Raw genomic sequence first — 20332 nt, 5'->3', positions numbered from 1 at the left:
TTTTTAGGCGGGAGGGGGATGGTTGTGGGAGGGGATTTTGGGGGTATATGTTTGAGGATGAGAGGTGCTATGTTAAAATAAAGAGGCTGTGTCAAAAGGTATTTTATCCTCCAAAACTCCTCCGTCACTTCGTGCCACCTCCTCTATAAACAGAGGAGGAGCTGGTGACTCTTCCCGAAGACAGGGAGTATTTCAACTCTCCCTCTGTTTATAGAGGGAGTACGGCGAAGCCGGGAGGGAGTTTGAAAAATGACTTTTGACACATCCTCATTTATTAATTACTTCTTTGAATTTTCGTCAATGTGTTTCAGGAAAAGGCGTTGCAGTAAATCCCGATCTACGGTAGCCGCATCATTCTTTTCAAGCTCCTTATACAAATTTTTCAAGTAATCGTCTCCTTTGAGTTCCAGAACGATATAATTAATAAATTGTCCGGTTTTCTCGTCTTTGTCCCAGCGGTCGAATACAATCGTGGCTCCCGCTAAGGTTTGATTCACGGTTATTTTCGTTTTATCCGTAAGTAAAGACTTGGATTCGGAAGACATACCTTCTGACAGGATCGTCGAATACTCTTCGGTAGTAGATTCCACCGTTTTAGCTAGAATAGCGGCTAATTCTGCAGAAGCGGCCATTTGGGCTTTTTTCCGGGCAGAGGCTTCGCTGTCGGATCTGCCTGAACCCCATCCCCGAAGGATACCATTGCCGCTGATCAGGTCTGCACCCGGCATGATATAAGTGGAAATCGGACTTTTTTCTTGGATTTTCTTTGATGAACCGCAACTACTTAATAAAAAGAATGCAGCTACAATCAATCCCCATAAGACATAGTGTTTCATAATATTACCTTTTAATTGATTTTTAATTTTTTAATCTGGGCCGGCAATTCCCGGTTCACTCGTTTCATCATTTCCCGAATACACGTCGAGAGTGATGCTGTTGCCGATTTATTTACGGGTATTAATACTTTAACTTGGTTTACTGAATAGTTCAGAAGCATTTGCTGGGTCTTGTTATTGTAAATCTTGAGAACCAGCGAGCAATAGCACGTGTTCAAGTCATACGTTCCCCCGGTAACGACTTCTCCCATTTCCAGTTTGGTGGATAAATCCACGAAACACGTGGCAGCATCCGGGTCTTCCGATAGTGTGAAATAATTATTGGTCAGTAGACTACCGATCTGTCGTTCGATACCTTCCAAATCGTTATCTTCATTTATGTATAAATAGGCGGTAATCGGTGAACTTTTCAATGAAATCGTGACTTTTGCCGAAGGCCAGGTTTGATTTTGTAACAGTTGGCGATATGCCTTTGGCAGGCTGTTCATGAACGAGTCATCAATGGTGATGCGTAATTCCTGCACCTCTTCCTTCGAGGCGATATTTGTCACGTAGAATTCCGCAGTACCCGTGTAGTCCGTTTGAATGGCGGGAGACACGGAACCATTACCCGACACGAACGAGGCATTCAGCTTTACATTCGGAACGACAGTACCATTTTTAGACAGACATCCGGCAATAGGTTCTGCAATTGCTTTAAAAGCCTCACCTTCTACCAGCACGACATTCGTTGTGATCGTCATACCGTTGAACACATTCACGTAGGCATTGTAGAGTTCAATGGGAACATTCACGGCATTTGTCGTTAAATCCATGAAGGCCCACGGTTCCACGGCTTCCAATCCTTTACCATAAAGTTGGGCAGCTTGCGAAAGATTCATGGCATTCTCCTCGCTACGCCCTTTTTGCAGGTAATCCATCCCCGTCCTTATGGCCTGTTGCCGACGTTCTTCGGCCTTACGGGCATATACTTTTTTGTCTAAAGCGTAGTACACGTAATATTTTTGATCTGACTGGTAGCTGCCTTTCAGTTCTTGCCCTTCCAGCCAAGCTGCCATTGAGCTTTGTATTTTGTCTTCCAACATTTCGCGTGTCTTGCCATCCACGTCCACCCGGTGTAAAAAAGAATTGTTTTCAAGTTTTACAGCGATCTGTGAAACGATGTCCGACAAGGCGCTTTGGGTTGCTTTCTTTATGTAGTCGTTGTCCGATAACGATGCAACTCCAATACCGATGTAAGCGTCAGACGAGGTCGGGCGTTGGGTTACCCATTCGGGCGCTTGTGCTTCCGCATGGAAAACACAGCATATCGAGAGTAACAGGCCTAAAATAACCTTTCGCATAGTTTTATTTTTTTATTGTTATCACTTGTTACAGGTCCAGCATCAACAAAATCGTATTCCCGTCAATGCGAACGGTTCCTGAAACGTCTTGTGCCTTGAGCTGATCGTTCAGGTCTTTTGCGAACTTCGAGGAGGTCATTTTGAAGCCGTTTTTGTCTTCCCTCGGGATCATCACGTAATCAAATATAGCCGATTCATCCATGATACCTTGTATATGATAGTCTCCTTCGTGTGCGTTACGGTCCAACCAATTCTGAATGAAATCTACAATTCTCTCCCCGTTGGCACAGCAAGCATCTTGCAAGGAACCCGTCGAGTTTCCACTAATGGAGATTTGCAAAACAACACGGGCAGGCTGGGAGAAATTTTTAATGATTTGCTCCAAGAAAGGGGAAAGATTATCTTTCACGGCATAGGAACATAACACCTCGGTTTGTGTCGTCTGGAAACGATTGGTCCAGCCGTCCTCCGATGCCCAGATCGTTCCGCTTGCGGTCTCATAGGCTTTCATGACTAATGCTACGCGGGCACCTTGTGCCGTGTAATCTTTCATTAAATCCACCGTGACATAAACGTCAGCCCCGGAAGACATTAAAAGTTGCTTGTCATTCGATTCCGCTGCTCCGGCATTATCTTCATATTGGCTCCGGCGATTCATGGCGTCAATCCGTCCTTGCAAATCAATGGTTTTGATGTCACAAGATTCGAGCCCTTTCTGTACGGCTCCCACGGCGATGCGGTAATCGCTGTCATTTTCCAACTTTGATTCGAAACTCTCCCCTTTTTTCTTGTAAGGTACCACGATAATGGTTGGTTTGGGAAAGCGAGTTTTGGGTGTTTCTGCCAACATTGCATCATAATGTGTATTTTTCCGTACATCATTAATCAACTGACGAAGACGCAAGGTGATCCGCATTGTTCCTTGGAAACGTCCGCCAACCTTTGTTGATTTGCCGGATTCTTCTACACTGACCACGTAAGGTGTGTAGCGGGCCTGATTATTAAAAAAGGTATTGGTATAAGCCTCGTTAGGCTTGCTGACCAAAGGTTTGCCGTCATTAACACCTTCTACTCCCTGAAAGAACAGGGTGTAGATAAGTGATTTGATAGCGTCTGTTTCAACCCCTTTTTTGCTATCAGCGATCCCTGCCGAGGTAAAAACGGCGGTTGCACCTTTGTCAGTTTCCAAGGAAACAATCTGAAGGTACTCCTGCGCTTTCGCTGAAGTTGTACAGAGGAATAACAGTATGCCAAGTATGGTTATTACTTTCTTCATAAATAAACGATTACAGTGAGAATAATGGTGCTACGGTTGCTTTCACTTTTAGGGCTTGTTGGTTTTGTGCAGCTTCGTCAAGAGCTTGGAAAGCCTCCATGGCGGTGAATATTTTTTTATCTCCTTGAACAATCTTGCACTGAGACATGGTTCCGTCTACCACTTCTTCCACTTTCATTTTACCGATCTCGCTGTATGTCGTGCGACCGGCTCTCATGCTGGGAGCTAAAACAGAGAAATAGTCTCCTTTTTTCACCCCGTGATCCGAGCCTAAGTTGATATAACATTTCACGAGTTTATCTTTCTTTACTTCATAATCCATGGGTACGATTGTGCTTTCCAATGGAAATTCTTTGATCAGGAAATCTCCTATGTCACTGTTGATCATGTTGACTGCACTGGCGATCGCTTTATCTTTTGAGTCTGATAAATCCAAAAATTTACCTACTGTACCTCCAAGTCCGGAGGGGGAATGGTCAAACGTGGCTGTTGCGACGGTAGTTGAGGAAACTACTTCTGTCACGGTTATAGAATAATTCAGAACACAGGAATACATCGTTTTTCCATCTTTTTGTTCGGATTTCACAGAACAAGCCAACACGTTTCCATTTAAAATATAATCATGGGCAGCGGCAGTGATGGTTTGCGTGCGTGCTTTTTCATCACTCAACGCTTTTTCATCCGAGCGACGCTCTCCTTCTTTTTTCATGGAATGTTCTGCGTCCTGATCCACCAATTCAAAACGTTTTGTCTTATTGAGGGCAGCCATGACTGCGTGACGAATTTTGTCACTATCGCTTTCACTAACACCGTTTGCTTCCGTGAAGTGTTCAACGTACATTCTCGGTTTCTTTGCTTCTTGTGCTTTCACCACGATCATCGCTACACAAAGTAACACCACGCAGGTAATAATTTTCTTTAACATAGTAGTAAAATTTAAATTAAAGGTTAATAGTATATTGTTTTATAATTTTGCTTTAGCATCCTTATGTCCCATGTCTGCAGCCTTCTTGAAATTCTTCCGGGCCATCATTCCGTTGCTTCCCACCGTACCACAGCCGTTTTCATAGATCAGTCCCAGCATGTAGTATGATTTTGCGCTACCGGATTTTTTGAAGAGGCGGACAGCATCCAGTCCTTTCCCATTGTCGAAAGCGGTCATTCCGGCGTCATAATCGGCATCCTTCTTTTCCGCAACGGGTTGCGATGGCACTTTCTCCGTCTGCACTTCTTTTTTCTCGGAAGCGGTTACCGGGGGAGTGGTTTGAGACTGCACGGTGGGAGTCTCTTGCTTTGTTCCCGTTTGTTTTTGTTCTGTCGGGGGAGTCACGGGTGCATTCTTAACCGGTTCGTCCTTTTTAGACATGAAAATGTAGCCGACTACAACGGCGAGTAGAATGACACTCAAAGGAATCCATTTACTTTTACTTGAACCCGACTTGGGAATGGGACGTTGGTGTGATCCGGTTAAAGCTCCTACACCTTTCTGGCTAGCTTCCTGTGATTGAATAGGTCGGTCAGAAGACGAGGCGGAAACCACCGCCGGTTGAGTGGCTTTATTCGCGGGTTTATATAATTCCGTCATCTCTTTTTCAATGTCGGCTTTCGTATCCTCCACGTCCAGTTCCCTGGCTTTTTGATCCATCATCTGGCGTCCGGCAATACCGATATTGCTATTGGTCGTCAGGAGTAGTTGTTGGAAAGCAAGGCGATATTCGTTGATGGATTTCTTTTCACATTCCACGCAACGGTTCTTTCCTTTTACTTTACAATCAAAGCAAATCTCTTTCCCGCATTTGGGACATCGGGCGTGTCTGTCGTCAAAAGGATTTCCACATACTTCACAGTATTCGGCTTCATCCTTTTCCATGACAATGGTCGTGTTATGGTGAACCGTGGAAGAGTTATCGACACTTGACGTATTGATGTTGGCATGGGTTGTGGAGGATTGATTAATTCCCCCGGAAACATTAGCACGTGCTCCCGCCCCTATAATCGGTTCTGTCGTTCCTGAAGGCTTCACTTTATTCAACATCTCTTCTGCGGTGGTCGTGTCGTCGTTTGACTCAAACGGGACTTCAGCCCCGCAATCCCGGCAAAAACGTTCGTCTGCATCTGCGGGCTGACCACATTCCGGACAAAATCTCTCTTTACTCATGATCTTGTATGTTTATTTATTTTTCTTTTTTATTAATTTCTTTGGTTTACGCGGTGGAGGAAGTTCAATGGGCTCACCTGCGGGGATTTCCGGTGTTTGCGGAAAGACTTCTGTGCCGTCCTCCAGTAAAAGGGAGGTGACCAGAAAGTTTCCGGTTTCTTCCTCTACGTTTCCGGTAACCCCGATATGCATCCCGTCATAAGGGATAAAAAACGGGTCTCCGGATGGTAAAATCCCGGTCCGGTAAAGCTTGTATTTTTTACCGTCATCATCCGTGAGGATTGCCCTCCGACCTTCGGATTTCGACCCGTGGTCCAGTAGGGGGCATTCCAGGATTCCGTGAATGGTTGTCATATCTTTATGTGTTGAATTGAAAAATCATTTTACTATATACTGGCTCCACAATCAGCGCAGAATTTCATTCCGGGCTCCAGCGAGGCTCCACAATCCGGACAGAGGGTCGACGTGACTGTTTTTGCCGCGGGGGCTTGTGGTGTTTGTGCCTGTTGTGGCCGTGGGGCTTGTTGTTCGGGTTGTGCCGGAGCTACCTGTTGAGGTGTCTGCGGTGGCATATTATTGTGAGTCGTGTAATCCAACGCCCGGTCATAAGCCGTGTCCATTCGTCCTTCCTGACGGAGTATACGCTCGTCCCGTTCACGTAGCTGGCGTTCTTTTTCGGCCATTTCTTCTTGAGCCCGACGTTCCTTGTCTTCCACCTTCTGTGCTTGAATTCCTCCGGTCATAGTCATCATGTCCCGCATCATCTGGAACATTTGGGCTTGATTCTCCCGGTGATCCGTGTCACGAGAGGCCCGTTCGGCTTCCAAGCGAGCGTCCATTTCCCGGCGTTGAGCTTCTAGTCGTTCACTTGCCTCACGCTCGGCCTCCGAGCTGTATTTATTTTCAGCATAAGCCACGGCAGCATCTCCACCGTTTAATGCCCACACTTTTTCATCGGAAAGTTCTTTGGCATTTTCCCATTTAAGACGTTCCATTTCTTCGGCTGTCTTTAAGCGGTTTTGTTCTACTTCCGCCTCATGCTTGCGTTGATTTTCTTTTGCTTGTTCCTCCGCGTTTTGCATGGCCATAAATTGTTGGAACTGGTTGTCGTCATCTTCCCGGTCCATATCATGCATCCGTTTGGCATCATTGTAGTCCATGTCTCGCTGGCGTTGATCCAGATCGAGGTTCGTTTCGGCCACCACGCGTTGTTTGTCAACTTCTTTATAGAAACGGCTGTCCTCGTAATCGTCTTGAAGACCTTGTAGCTCAAGTTCTTTTTTGATAATTAGAGTCGCTTTTTCAGCTTCGCCTTCCATACGGGTGCGCTCGAACTCGATACCGTCACGGAGTTGCATCATCTGGAACATCATCCCTCGTTGGTAATCGTTTGTTTCCAGTTGATTGTGGAGAGCACGGGCTTCATCTTCACGAATTAATCCTGTCTTGACAATTTCCAGAAGGGCCGCATCCCGCTCTCCATCGTTTTGAGCCTCCCGTACGATGCGTTCGTTTTGCAGGAAATGTTTGAATTTTTCCACTTCGTCTTCATGTAGCAACCGGTCATGATTAATCGTTTCCAGTTGTTTATCCAGGTCGAGGTCGGTCGTGGCTTCGTGTAGACGTTGTTCATTCACTGTGTCTGCCATTCGGTTCTTGAAATCATTGGTACGTCGGAGGTAATCCAATTCTTTATCCGAAAGGTAAAGCTCGCGGCTCAACACTCTAAAACGCTCTAAATCCTCGCTGGTCGCTGAAATCTCAACAATACGCACGATGGATATTCCGAAGAAGGCTTCCGGTGCCACGGCATTGATTTTATCTTTCAGTAAAGCATGAAGTTCCTGCGGTATACGATTCGATGTAAGTTCCGTGTCATACAACGTATCTTGTAACACGTTCCGGATGGTATCCGTGATTTCGTCCACGATAACGGTCGTGTTCAACATCTGGCGCTCGGTCAGGTAATGAACGATGAAGCGCTCCGGGTCTGAAATCTTGAAATATGCGTTCACTCCCAGTGCCATATCCAGGTACCGGGTTTGTATCTTCATAGGGACAAAATCCTTGTAATTGTCGAGTTCGCCTTGTCGGGAACCGAAAAGAAGTGGGAAAGACTTATCCAGTAGGATAACAACCGAGAAAGCGGCTCCTTTCCGGGCGTTTTCCCGAATCAAATTTTGTTGTTGCAGGTAGAGTTCCTCCGTTGTCGTTTTCTCTTCTTTTTTCTTGTTTTTGAATAGGTTGACAATAAATGACCATCCCTTGCGTAACGAATCTGTCGAGGGACCGGAAGAATCACCGGACGAGCCTTTGAAATTATACGTTCCTCCGCTGATGGAGGCAATCGTGCGTCCGTTGGCACGGATATAGGCTGTTGTCCCTTCCGGGATGATAATACCTTGAATGTCGTTATACGAGTCGAATTCCGTTTCGTTAATCACACGGGCGACCTGTCCCGGTTGTATGTTCCAGTATATACGTCCCTTGACCGAATTGATGTCTGACGTCGTTTCCGGTGACGGGGTAGATGTTTTTTCCGCAAGAGCTACTTTCTGACCGCATTTGATACAAAATTTAGCTCCAGGTTTTAACGGGGTTCCGCATTGGGTACATGTGGTTAACTCCTCTATTTTTTGTCCGCAAGAAGTGCAGAATTTTACTCCCGGACGAAGACTTGTGTTACATTTAGGGCAATTCATATTGTATAGTTTTATAGTTTCACGTTTAGTAGATTATCTTGTGGTATATACACTCTTAATTTTCCCATCCGAACTGGTCGTGACAACAAACCGAGTGGGGATCTGCCTTTCGGAAGTCAGGTCATAATTGAATTTCATCTCTTCTTGGCCGTTGCTGTACTTGATCTTTAAAACTTCTTCCACTGGGCGAGGTTTGATTCCATAGTTCGCGTACAAGTGTTGTCCTATTGTGGCATGAATTTGTTGGATGTTGGCATTTACAGCACCCCGTACCTGTTCCAGAATAGAGCCGTTCTCTTTTTCTGTTTTTATTTTCTCGATTGTGCATCCTATTTTAGTATTCGGATCGACCAAGGTCGTTTTGGATGTAGCTTTATTTCCGGATTTCAAGTTTGTACGAACGTTCATCGTGGTCATCGGGTCACCGAAAAGGTTGAACTCCACGACGGTCAGTGCGGCATGAGGGTCTCCCGGAACGGTTCCTTGCAACACGGCACTGCGGGCAATAAATAATGCTTCAGCCACGGTATAGCCTTGTAGGATGGCACTGATGAAATAACCGGCGATGATGTCGGCGTAACTTACCGATACTCCGGATTGGGGAGAAGAGGCGTCGTCAACGGCACCCCAAGCCACGCGTGATGATCCGACAAAGGCCAGCGTGTTCGTGAACAGGGAGGCAAGCATCATGCTGTGGTGTTGGTCCAGTCCGATAAAACGTCCCCCGTAACAGGCTTCGCTGATAACGATATTGGGTTCCTCGCAGGTCATCATGTGTTCCGGTTCTATGGCCGGTAATGCCCCGTACTCTTCCTTGTTGAGCATAACACCCGCGTAACCGCGTGATTCCAATCCTTCTCCACCGTGAAGATTGAAATAGTATAACGAGGCGTTCGTGTGGAAAACTTGATGAAGATTCCCTTCCACGACCATGGGGGAAAGGAGTAACCGGTTATAATAATGATCCGGTGACAGGTAACGGCTCAGATCACGGAAATAATTCCCGTTCAGAAGATCATTTGCCACGTAACTGGACACTTTTTTCCAGTGCGGGTCACATTGACCGTAAGCCTCGTTCATCGGGAAACCGTTGGAATAATCGATGTCGCGCTCCAGATAACCACATAAATCTTCGAGTGAAGCGTCTTCTCCGAGGGGTAATCTTCCCACGAAAAAGAGCTGATCATAAGTAAATGCCGCTTGATTCTCGAGCAAGGTAATCATCTCCTTCCCATAGGGGTAAGCGTAAAGCATATCCGTGTCGATACTGTCATCGTTACTGTCGTTGGGAATGTAGTGATGGATGCATGGCATGGGAATAATGTCACTGCCTCCTATAATAAATAGATATTGCGATATTTCGTCTCCTGCCGCCTGTTCCCCGTTATGGGCATCCATCAGAATGTCCATGTAATCCCATAATGGGTTGGTTATTTTTAAATGTACTTTTTTCGAGTTGCCCCAAAAACCACTTTTCCGATACGTGTAATTACCCGCGTCGACGAGTTTATACGAGATGCCGTATTCCCGTTTCTGTCGGATGAATGCATCAAAGATGGCCATCAGACTTTGCTCGTCTGTTCCCGTCTTTTCGGCTAGTAGATCCAAGTTCGTGAAAATCAATCCGTGCATACTCATACCTTGAGGGTGAGGTTTGACGGGTGCCTTTTTTTCGGTGTTACTCTCTTGTTCTATTCTTGCTCCGCATTCCGGACAAAAATGTATATTCTGATCTTCGATACGATTACCACACTCTGGACAAAACATTGGTATTTCTTTTTATGGTTTGAGATATTTTTCCCGTCGCTTGCTAACTCCTGAAACATAATTGCGGGCCTCACTCGTGCTTAAACGATTCGTGAGGTGGCTGTATAACTGTTCGTAATTATATTTATTAATCAACGGGATTGCTTTGTTTAAATTCGTAGCCCCGGTAAAGGCTCTACTCACGTTTCCCGCTCCGGTATTATAGCTGGCAATGACACAAAGCCTGCGACAATGCGGGTCGGTGACAGAGGAAAATTGATTCATGAGAACACGAAGATAGGCCGTGCCCAGCTCAATATTATTGCGGGGAACGAAAAGATAACTCCGTGTTGGGGCCCAAGTGTTTTTATACACGTAATTATAGGCATCCAATCCCCCGGACTTGGGTACCAGTTGCATCAGCCCGTAAGCGGGTACCCAACTCGTCGCCTCGGGGTTGAAACGGGACTCTTGTTCCATCACGGCAAAAATCAGCGGTTGCTCGATTTGGAATACTTGTGAAAATTCTGCCACGAGGTCTTTATAAAGTGTTGCATTTTTTGATAGATTGTCGGAAACAAGATTCATCTCTATTTGAACCACTTGACGTACTTTCCCGTCGTTTCCTTTCACTTTCGTGATCTTTTTAGGGCTTTGTGCGGCTATTGTTTTTACTAAAATGGCCTTTTCAGCTTCATTTTGCCAACCCTGTGTTTTTTGTTCGGCCCGTTTGTGGGCTTCTTCCCGTTTGTCCGCTAGCGGATTGCCGGAATTCTTGTTGCCTTCTTCTTGCACCCGGCGAGCCATAGTTGTTCCCGTGGAAACCGTGTCCCCGGATGATTCTTTTTTTTGATTGGTGTTGAGGGTCAATTTTTGTCCTTTCACCGTAGGGGTGGGAGGGGCAGCACGAACGGGTGTTGTCTCTTTCCCCGTTGAACTTAAGGTTTTGTCGGGTTTATACATGGAAAAATCGACCAAACCGTCCAGTACGGGATTATTGGTTAAAGGCTTTGAGACGTCAACGGATGACTGGTAAGGGCAGGTTGATCCTTGGCTTTTCAGCAAATGTTCAATGGCGGTAGCCAAACGTGTGTTTATAGCGTTGGTATCTACCGTGTTGTTGTCATCAAGGGCGACTTCCACGAGGATTTTTCCTTGGTCAAAATCAACAATCGAGCGATTTTGATAGTCATTACTGTATTCGACCCATTTTGTCGGGGTGTTGTCTACGATCGTATCACTACCCCAGGTCTGTTTGATGGAGCGAGTATAACGAGAATAGTCCGCACGTGCCTGTGCCTCGTATTTTTCATATTCTTCCAGTGCTTTTTTACTATATTCTTCAAAATCAGCAACAGTTTGTGTCGCATCCTTTTCGAATTGCCTGCGGAGGGAATCGACAGCTGTTGCACTTGTTGATCCTACGGATTGTGCATGACTGATAGACGGTAAAATGATGATGCACAGAAGAAATATAAATTTCTTTGTGCTTAAATAATACTTAAATTTTAGTTCCACGCTTAAATGAAATTATTCCTATTGGTATTTCTTAATTTTAATCAAAAAAAAGGTGTTTAAAAGTATTGCAATATACAAACATTTTTGTTAATATAGATGATATTATTTATTAATTAATGTGTGCATATAAAATATAGTTATTCAATAAGTTAAAATCGGCTTTGGGAGCCTGTTGTTGAATTTTATTTTAACTATTATTAATTATTTGTTTTAGGATTAAATAGAGGTATCTTTTCTTTCTTAAAAAGGCTTTCTGTAGCCTTTTTTAATGTGAATAGTGAAGTTTTTTAACGTTCTATAAACCTCAATTATATATTTCAAGATGGTTTCATTTTGTGTGTTTGGGCAAGGGATGAATGAGGGGAGAAAGTAAGTGAGTTTTGTATAGGAAGTCTATTCTGATTTCATGTTGATTAATGGATGAATAGCACATCAATACCGTCATGAACCTTATAGATACCTTATAGAAACCTTATATGAACCTTATACTAAATAAGGTTCATAAAGTATAGATATAATATATTGAAAAGATTACTTGCGGTATTGATGACTTGTTGATACCCTATCAATAAGGTTACCTTTGAGCTGCTGTTTGGTATCTGCGGACTATCCCCTTATAAATAGAGTATCATCTTCAAACTTTCTTTTGTTGCCATTTCGTGTACTTGAGGTAGAGTAACGAAACGACACCGATTAATATGCCATAAGTGATTTCTACAGTCCACACGAATGCCACATCGGAACGAACGGCCGTGGTGAATAGCCACGTTTGGAACGTGTAGAAAATAAGGACAAAACTCTCAAGAATGAGTGCATGCGTGGTGTTCCCTGTTCCGGAGATGGCCTCGAAGAACGTGATTCCGAAACAGAAACTGAGGGCTGCCAGACCGACCACGTAAAGAGACGGAATAGATGCTGCGATCAGTTCGCTACTATTGGAGTAGATGGATAGCACGTAATGTGGGAATATGTAGCATATAAGTAGAACGGGAAGGACGCTTAGCATGGAGAGTTTCACGATTCGGCGTAAGGTGCTCATGATTTCCGGCTGTCTTTGTTCTCCGATCAAGCGGCTGGTTAGCGTGTTTGCAGTCGCACCGTAACCGAATACCGGGATGAGGATAAGCATATAGACACTGCGTACGATAATGGTTATCGCGATGGGGCGTTCTCCCATGTGTTCGATGAGCATGAAAAATATGTACCATGTTCCAAATGACAATAGCTTTTGCAACATGGTCGGGAAGGCCGTTTTCAGCACGGTGAGCATGAGCCAACCTTCCAATTTGTGGAACGAGAAAAGTGCATATTGTTTGATCGGGAGTTTTAATAAAGTATAGAAAATGAAAATAAGACAGGCGGAAATCTCTGCCATTACGGAGGCAAGTGCCGCGCCACCGACTCCCAATTCCGGAAAACCGAATTTCCCGAAAATGAGTAGATAGTTGAAAATCACGTTAATGGTGGCCATGGCTGCCGTTGAGTAACCGATGATCTTCGTGTTGGAGAGTCCGATGTAAAGGGCTCGGAACAGGAAGTTGAAACACACGAATATAATCCCGTAATGGCGGTAGGACATGTATTCCATGGCTGCCGCGTAAATATTGGGTGACTGGATGGAGGCTCCAAGCAGTACATCACTGTAATATCGTTGAATAAGAAAGAGTGTCATGGACAGGAGAAACACGAAACATAGCCCGTGTTCGAAAACAACCCCGATCCGGTTTAGTTTACCTTCGCCGAGTCGCCGGGCCACGATAATTTGTATCCCGATAGAAAATCCCCAGGCTAGCGTGGAAAAAACATAATAGTAGATTCCGGCCATGGCGGAAGCTCCCAAGGCAACTTCGCTGACTCGTCCCAAAAATGCCGTGTCGGTAAGGGTAATGAGAGTTTGTGCCAAACTACCCAATATGATCGGGTAAGCTATGTTCCAGATGGTTTTGTTCGTGATGATTGTTTTCATGTAGGTGTTTTTACGATACAAAATTACGTTAGTATTTCGAAAATTAAAAATGGCTAGTGGAAATTTGAGGAATAAATAGTAACTTCGTGAGTTTAAATTTTAAATTCAGAAACAATGACAATAGAAGAACAGGTTAGCAAAGGCATCATGGCTGCCATGAAGGCTAAAGATACCATTCGTTTGGAAGTTTTAAGAAATATAAAGAAGGTTTTTATCGAGGCAAAATCTGTTGCCGGGGCTCCGGAGCAAATTGCTGATAGTGAAAGCGTGAAGATTATCCAGAAGTTGGCTAAACAAGGACGCGAGTCGGCCGAAATATATAAAAATCAAGGACGTGAGGATTTGTATGCTCACGAGATGGCACAGGTTGAGGTGCTGAACGAGTTCTTGCCGAAGCAGTTGAGCGAGGAAGAATTGAGAACTGCGTTAAAAGTGATCATTGAGAAGGTTGGGGCGACTTCCGCTAAGGAGATGGGAAAAGTGATGGGTGTTGCTTCCAAAGAATTGGCCGGGGTTGCTGACGGGAAAGCTATTTCAGCTATTGTGAAAGAATTATTAAGCTAAGGTTCATAGGGATTTAGCAGGAAAGTCTACGGATTTAACGATCGGGTTATTGATTTTCTTTATGGACTGATTGAAAATAAATATCAGGAATAGAGAGCATTGATGAAATAATTAACGATCTTTGTATATACGTAAAGATATTCACGTGACGGTGGGGAGGGAAACGTGTATGGTGAGCTTTGTAGACTTTAGGACTTTTATGAACTTGTAATTAAGTGAAAAATGAGTAGTGTGAAAGATTGGACTGCCAGCGTAATCAAACAGGCAGAAATCGATAAATATCTGGATGGGGGAAAGGATTTTATTGACGAGGAACAGATATTTGCGGATATTGAAAAGTATAAAAATCCCGACAAACAACAAGTTCGGGATATTTTACAGAAATCTTTGGATATAAAGATTTTAACTCCGGCAGAAACGGCCACCTTGCTGAACGTGGAGGACCCGGAATTATTACATGAAATGCAGGAGGCGGCGTTGGAAGTGAAGAAAAAAGTATATGATAATCGTATCGTTTTCTTTGCTCCTTTGTATTTGTCGAATCTTTGCGTGAACAGCTGTAAATATTGCGGGTTCCGTGCGGAGAATAAAGACGAAGTTCGCCATGTCCTGACGATGGATGAGGTGCGGGATGAGGTGGCTGCCGTGATTGACGAGGGACATAAGCGAATGATTGCCGTGTATGGCGAGCATCCTAAAAATGGAGCCGACTATATTGCGGATTCTATTTCCACGATTTATTCCGTGAAACGCACGACTCCTACGGGGAATGGTTTTAATAATATTCGTCGGGTAAACGTGAACGCGGCTCCCATGGAGATTGCCGACATGAAGAAATTATGGCGTGCGGGAATCGGTACGTTCCAGGTGTTTCAGGAAACTTACCACCGGGGAAGATATGCTGAATTGCATCCGGCAAACACGGTGAAAGGAAATTATCGCTGGCGGCTTTATGCCATGCACCGGGCTATGGAGGCCGGAGTAGACGACGTGGCTATTGGGGCTTTGTTCGGTTTGTACGATTGGAAGTTCGACGTGATGGGTCTGGTGCATCATGCATGGGATTTGGAAAAACATTTCGGTATCGGACCGCATACCGTGTCATTCCCGCGTATGCAACCGGCTCCCGGTTCATTCTTGAGTGAACATTCTCCTTATATCGTGAGTGACGAAGCCATGAAACGGGTGGTTTCCGTGTTGCGTCTGGCAATTCCGTATAGTGGCTTGATCGTGACGGCACGTGAGAATCCGGATCTGAAACGCGATCTGATCAATCATTACGGGTGTACGCAAACGGATGCTTCTTCTAAGTTGGGGATCGGGGCTTATGCCAAGAAGTTGAAACAAGAGGAGAACCCGGATAAGGTGCAGTTTATGTTGGGCGATCAGCGTTCTTTGGACGAGGTAATCCGTGAATTGGCCCATGACGGGATGATTACTTCTTTCTGTACGGCAGGGTATCGCTGCGGTCGTACGGGGGATAAGATCATGAATTTGTTGGAGAAAGGTGTGGAAGGTAAATTCTGTAAACTGAATGCAGTATTGACGTTCCGGGAATATCTGAATGACTACGCTTCTCCGGAGACTCGTGAGATCGGAGAGAAGTTGATCGCACAGGAGTTGCAGGAAATTGAAAATATGCCATTCTTTACAGATAAAAAATTACTCCCCACGTTCCGTTCCTATTATGATAGAATCGCGAGAGGGGAGAGAGATCTGTATATGTAATTTAGAGTTTAAAGTTTAGAATGAAAAAGATTCCGTGATTGCCGATTCGATGATTGGGTGATTAAAATCACTTCATCGAAAATCATTAAATCACTTAATCGATAGGATCTAAAATTAAAAAGGGAGTTTGAGCGTGATGCGTTCAGCTTCCTTTTTTCTTTTTATTTCTTCTTTTTCACCTTTGCGGAAGACGTAGACCAGGCCGAAATGTTCGCATTTTTGGCGGCGTATTTCTTCGTCTTCGAGGTCTGCGTAATGAGCCTCGATTTCGTTCCACAAGGTTAGAATGTATTCGTCGGCCTCGCCCCGGTATTGTGCTACTTCGGCACTGCAACGTGCGGAGTTCTGCTGGAATTGCTTTTGGGCGGCATAGGCTTGTTTGAAGTTTTCATAGTTCACTTTCACCAGAGCGATGGAAGGACTGTACACGGGATTTCCCCCGCCATTACGAGTACGTTCTTGTTCTCCGGTTATCACTTTTGCTCCCCATTCCAGTAAATCCTGATCAGAAACCAGTGACGGGAGTTTAGTATCATTTTCATCAATTCCATAAAAAGTTCTTGCCACGGGTTTTAATTCTCCCCGGGCTATCGTGAAATTCAGTACTTGCAGAAAATGAGAAATGTATAATTTTGCTTTTCGTGTATATTCTGCATATTTCCGGCTGTTCACGTTTTGTTTATCTCTGGCACATTGAGAATTCGTGATTGCCGTTTTGAATCTTGGTAAAAAGAATTCAATCTTTTGCCTAAGATTTAATGAAAACGGTAAGTTGTTGATATTAGAAAACTCTTCGTTATTCAAGGCTGTTTCTAATGCCCTTATCCTTGCTGCGTCTGTATTCGGTAATCTTCTGTAAGGCATATCCTTAGCAATTAGTTAAATAATGATCAAAACTCTGATGCGAAGGTATGAAAAATATTAATGTAAATCAATATTCGCCCGTGAGATTTTGTGATTTATGATTTACGATGAAGTGATTCCTCCCCACAAGCTAACTTTTTATTATAAATTATTTTTTTATTGTGTTTTTATAATGAGTATAGTTTTCCATAATATTGTTGACGAAGTTGAATGTTTGTTTCCCGTCGCAATAACCGAAACGGACAACAGAATCCCGGTATATTTCCGGTTGGGATTTATGGAGCATGAAATAATCCACGTTGTTATCCCAGACTTTTGGGTTTTTTCCGTATGATTCGGCTAAGCGGATGGCATCGAGTACGTGTCCCAGACCTGCATTATAGGCTGCCAAAGTGAACTTAATTTGTTCCAGCGTGTCGAGGTCGAATTTGTTGAACTTGTTTTCCAGGTATTTTAGATAGTAAGCCCCGACATGAATGTTGTCTTTAGGTTCTTCGTATTCTTCGAATCCGAGTTGCAGGGAGGTTTCCGGCATAACTTGCATCAGACCGACAGCCCCAAGGTGGGAAGTGGCTTCCGGGTCGAAACCGGATTCTTGGTAGATAACGGCTGCCAATAGGCGCCAATCCCAACCGATTGCCCGAGCCTCTTTTTTGATGATTGGGTCAAAGCTGGAGATAACTCCATTTTTCAGTTTGTAGTATTTGGAGTTGTGTAATGACGTGATGTAACTGTTTTTGTAATAACGGTTATACAGGACATTTAGTTTTCCGCTCTTTTTAATGGCGTCCAGCCAAGTATTGATTTCTTCATCCAATAGAGTAGCTTTTTTCGTGACGGCCCAAGCCACAGGGCTCTCGGCGGATAGCTGAAGAGAGTAATCAATATGTTTCATGTACTGGGAGGCGATCTGGGCAATATTTTTATCGATGACCGTGTAGGGAATTTCCCCGTTTTCTATTTTTAGTAAAATGTCTTCGAACGTGACATCTTCCAGTTCGGTGATTTTCAGATTTAATTGTAAGGAATCGTTTAAGTGTTGCAGGAATCGGGTGAAAGAGGTGCCTTCCTGTAAAAATATTTCTTTACCCTTGAGGTCATCTACCGATTGGAGAAGCGTGTCCGACGTGTGTTGAACGAGTACTTGGCTGGTGGTGAATAGGGGGAGGCTGAATTGCACGTCTTCTTTTCGGGAATCCGTGACAGAGAGGCTCATGGCGATCAAGTCATATTGGCCTTCATTCAGTTTTTGAATACTTTCGTCAATATTCGTGTTTATTTCGATATTTAGCTTCACTCCCAGATAATCGGCGAAATCTTTTACCAATTCGTAGTGAAATCCTTTGGGAATACCTTTATACACGTAGTAGTCTGTCGTGTTGTAATAGCTACATACATTTAATACCCCGCGTTGCTCTATTTTTTCCAACGTTCCGGGTTCTGGTATGACTAGCGGTAGTTCTTCTTGTTTTGTTTTGCACGAGGTGAAACAAAATAAGAACAACAGCGTGTACGTAATAGTTTTTATTATATACATACTGCAAAAATACGGAAAATGTTGTAAACTACCAAATTAGTAAAAGTAGTTTGTGGTTTTCATCACGTTAGCGAGCTTCTTGTGTTAGTCAAAAAAGTTCCACCGGATACCGAATTTCACCTTTGCCGGGTTGATTGGATAGGTGTATGCCGAGAAATAATCCCTGCTACCAAAGAACTCGTTAAAGTGTTCGTATTTAACAAATAAGTCGGCTCGTTTTATATTTAACGTGACGAATACATCCATTTTCGGATAGTTTCCGGTTTTCTCGATTTCTTGGTTGTAGAACTGCATGATTGCCGGGTCGTACGCATTTGCATAGAACGAGGTGTTGTAGAACAAGTCGATACCGATCTGGAAACCCAAAGCTTGTTTAAAAAAGCGGTTCTGGTAGTAATTGTGCGAGTGAAGTGCTACTTGGGGTAATGGTAGTATCTTTTCCTTGTTGGTCACTTGGTAATACACTTTCTGGTCGAAGTAGAAATGTCCCAGTCGGAATATTTGTTTTGCCCATGCCGTGAATACCATAAGGTCTCCATCATATTGACGGGGCATAGCGGTTGTGTCGAAATAAATATAGTTCTTTGTGTTGTTGAGGGCCACCCCGACTTCTGTCCGAAGGCGTTTATTCGTGTAATGCCCTCGTAAATTGTAGGCGTGTATCTTGTCAAAACTATTCTCCCATTGATTGTGGTTCCCTTGGTATTGGAGATAATAGTGATTCGGGGTTTGCGTTTCCAGCAAGGCATGGACGGTGACGGAGGAATTTCTTCCTTTATTCAAGTACTGGATAATTTGTCCTTCTAGTGAATAGTCGGCAGAATAATCTCCGGCTAGGCAGAAACTCCCCCAGATGTCGAAATTAAACATGGTGGTACTGTCCATGTTAAAGGTTCCTGCTGTCAGGTATGTCCCGGTGTATTTGCTGGTTCCCCTGTTATTAATTGTGTCCAGCGAGACCCGTTGATCGTAACTCAGGTATTTGAATTTAAGTCCGGCATACACGCCCGGTAAATATTTATATTTGGGATGTTCATTCAAAATGAATTTGGCATCGATTTCATATTTCCGGTTTTTGATCATGTCGGAATTTCCCTGTTTACTAATGTAGGTGGTATCAGAGAAAAATCCTTCTTCGACACTTTCTTCTTTGAACGAGTAACGATTATCCTCTGCTTTGAGGGCCAAGGCAAATTTCATGGGATAGGTTATCGTGGTGTCTATCGTGGCACTATCTTTTTGCGTGATGATTTCTTTGGGATTGCCGATATTGTATTGCGCTAGAGCCTTGAAATTGAAATTCATGAGGTTGTTCTTTGGCTCCATGGCAAGCCGTGTGCCGACAACTTTGGGATCAAGCGAGGTATCCCGAATATCGGCTAGGTTTTCGATACCACCATTCTCGGTGATGTGTGCCATATTCTGGTTTATGAACATGGATACTGCCATCCGGTCTTTTTCGTATGAACTGAAAAAAGAAAAATTGTAAGTTTTGGATTTTTGATAAGAATAGGCACCATCCGATGAAATGAGGTTATACCGGAATCCGGCATTCCAATAGGGGCGTATGTTCTGGATGTGCCACACGTCCAGCCAGTCCTCTGTTTTTCCCCGGCCCCCGCCGTTGAAATAACTTAATTGCGTGAAAGGCGTGGTAGTATTGTAATCTAACGCGTCTTCCGGTTTAAAGAAATAATCTCTTAGCCGATCTTGCGGTAAGAAATCTTCTCCTCGGGGACGCAGGATGTAAATGTCTGATACGTAAGGTGCCGGGAAGTTTCCCAGGTATGTATTGGAAACACTGTGTTTGAATATCAAGTTCGTGTTTTGTAACCCGTCTTGGAGAGTGTCAATCTGGTAAAATTCTTTATACACACCGTCGTGTACCCATTTCCAAGTTAAACGATGATGCGGAACGTAACGTTGTTCTTTCGTGGAATCACGTTGCATTCCTTCTTCCCGGGGATCCCTTCCATCGGGGTTTTCGTAACCAAAATCACTCTGGGCTAGCGACGTGAGTGAAATCAGACAGCATACTATGGTATAAAATATATTTTTCATGGCCTGCAAATATACAGAAACTTTTAAAACTCT

Annotated in this window: 15 protein-coding genes; 2 read left to right on the top strand and 13 right to left on the bottom strand. The window is 44.1% G+C overall.

Annotated elements, in window-relative coordinates:
• Positions 1–278: 278 nt before the first annotated feature.
• The 10 genes from I2I33_RS16015 to I2I33_RS15970 form a co-directional block, all read right to left on the bottom strand.
• The gene (locus tag I2I33_RS16015) at positions 279–836 is read right to left on the bottom strand and encodes a hypothetical protein (protein WP_087421131.1); all 558 of its coding nucleotides are present in this window, start codon (positions 834–836) and stop codon (positions 279–281) included.
• A gap of 11 nt (positions 837–847) precedes the next feature.
• A complete protein-coding gene (locus I2I33_RS16010) occupies positions 848–2179 on the bottom strand; it encodes an LPP20 family lipoprotein (RefSeq protein ID WP_087421132.1) in 1332 nt (443 codons plus the stop codon).
• A 28-nt stretch (positions 2180–2207) separates the two neighbouring features.
• Complete coding sequence (locus I2I33_RS16005; RefSeq protein ID WP_087421133.1) at positions 2208–3455, bottom strand: DUF6175 family protein; 1248 nt, start codon at positions 3453–3455, stop codon at positions 2208–2210.
• A gap of 10 nt (positions 3456–3465) precedes the next feature.
• Entirely contained in the window at positions 3466–4380 is a 915-nt protein-coding gene (locus I2I33_RS16000) for a hypothetical protein (RefSeq protein ID WP_087421134.1), read from the bottom strand.
• Positions 4381–4419: 39 nt separating this feature from the next.
• Positions 4420–5613: a zinc ribbon domain-containing protein gene (locus tag I2I33_RS15995; RefSeq protein ID WP_087421135.1), complete on the bottom strand. Its 1194-nt coding sequence runs from the start codon at positions 5611–5613 to the stop codon at positions 4420–4422.
• Positions 5614–5625: 12 nt separating this feature from the next.
• Positions 5626–5967, bottom strand: coding sequence for a hypothetical protein (locus I2I33_RS15990; RefSeq protein ID WP_087421136.1), 342 nt, complete (start codon positions 5965–5967; stop codon positions 5626–5628).
• A gap of 32 nt (positions 5968–5999) precedes the next feature.
• The gene (locus I2I33_RS15985) at positions 6000–8315 is read right to left on the bottom strand and encodes a zinc-ribbon domain-containing protein (RefSeq protein WP_087421137.1); all 2316 of its coding nucleotides are present in this window, start codon (positions 8313–8315) and stop codon (positions 6000–6002) included.
• A gap of 33 nt (positions 8316–8348) precedes the next feature.
• A complete protein-coding gene (locus tag I2I33_RS15980) occupies positions 8349–10082 on the bottom strand; it encodes a C25 family cysteine peptidase (RefSeq protein WP_087421138.1) in 1734 nt (577 codons plus the stop codon).
• Positions 10083–10094: 12 nt separating this feature from the next.
• Positions 10095–11579, bottom strand: a complete 1485-nt coding sequence (locus I2I33_RS15975; RefSeq protein WP_087421139.1) for a murein transglycosylase domain-containing protein — start codon at positions 11577–11579, stop codon at positions 10095–10097.
• Between the two features lie 634 nt (positions 11580–12213).
• Positions 12214–13545: an MATE family efflux transporter gene (locus I2I33_RS15970; protein WP_087421140.1), complete on the bottom strand. Its 1332-nt coding sequence runs from the start codon at positions 13543–13545 to the stop codon at positions 12214–12216.
• 114 nt (positions 13546–13659) lie between these two features.
• Here I2I33_RS15970 and I2I33_RS15965 point away from each other — a divergent pair, with 114 nt between their 5' ends.
• Positions 13660–14109 carry a GatB/YqeY domain-containing protein gene (locus I2I33_RS15965; RefSeq protein WP_087421141.1) on the top strand — a complete coding sequence of 150 codons (450 nt, stop codon included), beginning with the start codon at positions 13660–13662 and terminating at the stop codon, positions 14107–14109.
• A gap of 222 nt (positions 14110–14331) precedes the next feature.
• A complete protein-coding gene (gene hydG, locus I2I33_RS15960; RefSeq protein WP_087421142.1) occupies positions 14332–15837 on the top strand; it encodes a [FeFe] hydrogenase H-cluster radical SAM maturase HydG in 1506 nt (501 codons plus the stop codon).
• Between the two features lie 114 nt (positions 15838–15951).
• Here hydG and I2I33_RS15955 read toward each other — a convergent pair whose 3' ends face one another.
• From I2I33_RS15955 to I2I33_RS15945, 3 genes are all read right to left on the bottom strand, one after another.
• Positions 15952–16701, bottom strand: coding sequence for a hypothetical protein (locus I2I33_RS15955; RefSeq protein ID WP_087421143.1), 750 nt, complete (start codon positions 16699–16701; stop codon positions 15952–15954).
• Between the two features lie 148 nt (positions 16702–16849).
• The gene (locus I2I33_RS15950; RefSeq protein ID WP_087421144.1) at positions 16850–18238 is read right to left on the bottom strand and encodes a transglycosylase SLT domain-containing protein; all 1389 of its coding nucleotides are present in this window, start codon (positions 18236–18238) and stop codon (positions 16850–16852) included.
• An 84-nt stretch (positions 18239–18322) separates the two neighbouring features.
• Positions 18323–20299 carry a putative porin gene (locus I2I33_RS15945; RefSeq protein WP_087421145.1) on the bottom strand — a complete coding sequence of 659 codons (1977 nt, stop codon included), beginning with the start codon at positions 20297–20299 and terminating at the stop codon, positions 18323–18325.
• Positions 20300–20332: the final 33 nt, after the last annotated feature.

Origin of the sequence: Butyricimonas sp. BSD2780061689_150309_C8 (assembly GCF_015560935.1) — a bacterium.
In the GTDB taxonomy this organism is placed as follows: Bacteria; Bacteroidota; Bacteroidia; order Bacteroidales; family Marinifilaceae; genus Butyricimonas; species Butyricimonas paravirosa.
This window is presented reverse-complemented; position numbering and strand designations above follow the sequence as displayed.